We start from the raw sequence: 2,702 nt of genomic DNA on the forward strand, positions 1-2,702 counted from the left end.
ATCGGCCAGCACCAGCTCCGACGGCAGGGCAAAGAACGGCAGGCAGATTTCCGCTCGATCGCCGGCGTAGTGCAACTGCACACGCGGATCGTTGAGCCACGGCTGTTGATCGAGCAACTGCAGCACCAGCGCGAAGACCGCGCCATTGAGCAGATGCACATGCAAGACCTCGAGTTGCGGACGCTGCAACAACGCCAGCTGCAGATCGCCCAGGCCGGCGCCATAGACATGCAGTACGCGGCTGTCATCCGCCAGGCTTGCCGCCTGAACCTGCGCCTCGCGAGTGCGGTCATGGCGGCTGGTCAGTTGAATCCCGTTGATGCTCAACGTCGAACCCAGCCCCTCCACCAGATCGGCCTGCAACGATGACGGATCTTCCGCCAACAGGCGCGCGGCCACCGCAGGCCAGCGACGCTGAATGACGTCGGCGTTCGATTGAAAAAACTCGCTCATGGTGCCTCGTGAGAACTCGGGCAAAAAAATAGCGCTCAAGGTTACACCTTGAGCGCTTTTTTGTGCCGCGATTTAGCGATCCGGCACGGGATCAGGGACGGTAGATGATCGCCGAGCCCCATGACAGCCCGACACCGAAGCCGCTCAGCGCAACGCGCTGCCATTGCGAGTCGAGGGCGTGCTTTTCCAGCAGCAGCGGGATGCTCGAAGACACCGTGTTACCGGTCTCGACCATGTCCTTGATGAACTTCTCTGGCTCGCCTTCGAAACGCCGCGCCACAGCATCGACAATCGCCGCACTGCCCTGGTGGATGCAGAACGCATCAATGTCGTCAGACTTGAGGCCGGAATCGTCGAGCAATTCATGCAAGTGCGCCGGGACTTTCAGCAGCGCGAAGTTGAACACCTGACGACCGTTCATGAAGAACACACCATTGCTGACCTTAAGGTGCGGAGCGCCGGAGCCGTCAGTACCGAACTTGGCTTTACCCAACGCCCAGGTCGGATCTTCGCCCATCCAGGTGGCGGTGGCGGCATCGCCGAAGAGCATGGTGGTGTTGCGATCTTCCGGGTCGACGATCTTCGAATAAGGGTCAGCGGTGATCAGCAAGCCGTTCTTCAGGCCTGCGGCTTCCATGAAGCCCTTGATCGCATAGATGCCGTAGACGTAACCGGAGCAGCCCAAGGAAATATCGAACGCCGCGACATTGGTCGGCAGACCGAGTTTGTCCTGCACGATCGCAGCGGTGTGCGGCAAGCCTTCTTCGTCACCGTTCTGAGTGACGACGATCAGCGCGTCGATCGACTCACGTTTCAGCTCAGGGTTGCTGGCAAACAGCGCATTGGCCGCTTCCACGCACAGATCGGAGGTTTCTTGTTCAGCGTCTTTGCGCGGCAGGAACGCCGAGCCGATCTTGCCGAGGATGAATTCTTCATCCTTCTCGAATTTTGCACCTTGTGCGTAATTGTCCACGCCGGCTACAGGAACGTAGCTCGCAATGCTTTTTATGCCAATCATTACGGCTTCCCAATAAAAAACAGCCCAAAACCACCGCTCGCAAGGATTCGAGGGGCGCCGACAAACAGAAAACGGCCGCCACGACGGGCAGCCACGGGGAGCGCAAAGGGCTATCACTGGAACCGATAAAGGGCCAGGCGCCATCTCCCCGATCAATACAATACAGTGAAGATGCGCGTTATGACTCGCAGGTCACGCTATTTTGCCGAATCGGTTGCAGATCGGGTTATTCGACCAACGACCAATCCAGCGGCGTACCGCGCTTGATGGCCGTGCGAGCGCAACGACCAAGAACCGCCTCGGTGTGCTTGGGCGGCAGACCGAGACCGGGGCGAATGGCACGCAGATTGGCAGCGGTGAAGGCCTCGCCCGCCGCCATGTCGGCGGTGACGTACAGCGAACGGCGGTAGACCAGTGACTTGCGCTCGGCCTCGGTGGGACCGTATTGCACCTGGCCCATGGCCTGCCAGGCACGCTCGGTCTCGAGCACCAGACTGGCCATTTCCGCAGGTTCCAGCGAGAAACTGGCATCCACCCCCCCCGCCGAACGGTCGAGGGTGAAGTGTTTTTCCACCACCGTTGCACCGAGCGCCACGGCCGCCACCGACACGCCGACGCCCATCGAGTGGTCAGACAGCCCGACCTCGCATCCAAACAGCTCACGCAGATGCGGGATCGTGCGCACGTTGCTGTTAAGCGGTGTCGCCGGATAAGTGCTGGTGCACTTGAGCAACACCAGATCCTTGCAGCCGGCCTCGCGGGCAGCGCGCACGGTTTCATCGAGCTCTGCGATGCTGGCCATGCCGGTAGAAATAATCAGCGGCTTGCCAGTGGCGGCGACACGACGAATCAACGGCAGATCGGTATTTTCGAAGCTGGCGATCTTGTAGGCCGGCACGTCGAGGCTTTCGAGAAAATCCACCGCGCTGTCATCGAACGGCGTCGAGAACGCGAGCATGCCCAGTTCTTTCGCGCGGGCAAAGATCGGCGCATGCCACTCCCACGGCGTATGGGCCTTTTCATACAAATCGTAGAGCGAAGTGCCCGCCCACAGGCTGCCCGAATCCTTGATAAAGAACTCGCCCTCGGCCAGATCCAGGGTCATGGTCTCGGCGGTGTAGGTTTGCAGTTTCAAGGCATGCGCCCCGGCCTTGGCGGCGGCCTCGACGATTTGCAGAGCAACGTCCAGCGACTGGTTATGGTTGCCGCTCATCTCGGCAATGATGAACGG

2 protein-coding genes and 1 pseudogene are annotated in these 2,702 nt (G+C 60.3%); all 3 read right to left on the minus strand.

Features of this window, described 5'->3' with window-relative positions; translation table 11 throughout:
* Positions 1–453, minus strand: a pseudogene (locus DBR24_RS32300) (motility accessory factor Maf-2); the annotation flags it as partial.
* A gap of 91 nt (positions 454–544) precedes the next feature.
* Positions 545–1,471 (minus strand): ketoacyl-ACP synthase III, encoded by a 927-nt coding sequence (locus DBR24_RS15430; protein WP_128615197.1) that lies wholly within the window; start codon positions 1,469–1,471, stop codon positions 545–547.
* A gap of 226 nt (positions 1,472–1,697) precedes the next feature.
* A partial coding sequence (gene pseI, locus DBR24_RS15435; RefSeq protein WP_128615198.1) for a pseudaminic acid synthase occupies positions 1,698–2,702 on the minus strand: 1,005 nt, incomplete at its 5' end.

It is taken from the genome of Pseudomonas sp. HMWF006 (assembly GCF_003061205.1).
GTDB classification, from domain to species: Bacteria; Pseudomonadota; Gammaproteobacteria; order Pseudomonadales; family Pseudomonadaceae; genus Aquipseudomonas; species Aquipseudomonas monsensis.

Bases quoted from the DNA above. Each gene is read 5' to 3' on its own strand.
- DBR24_RS15430 (WP_128615197.1), bottom strand. From the start codon at position 1,471: ATGATTGGCATAAAAAGCATTGCGAGCTACGTTCCTGTAGCCGGCGTG.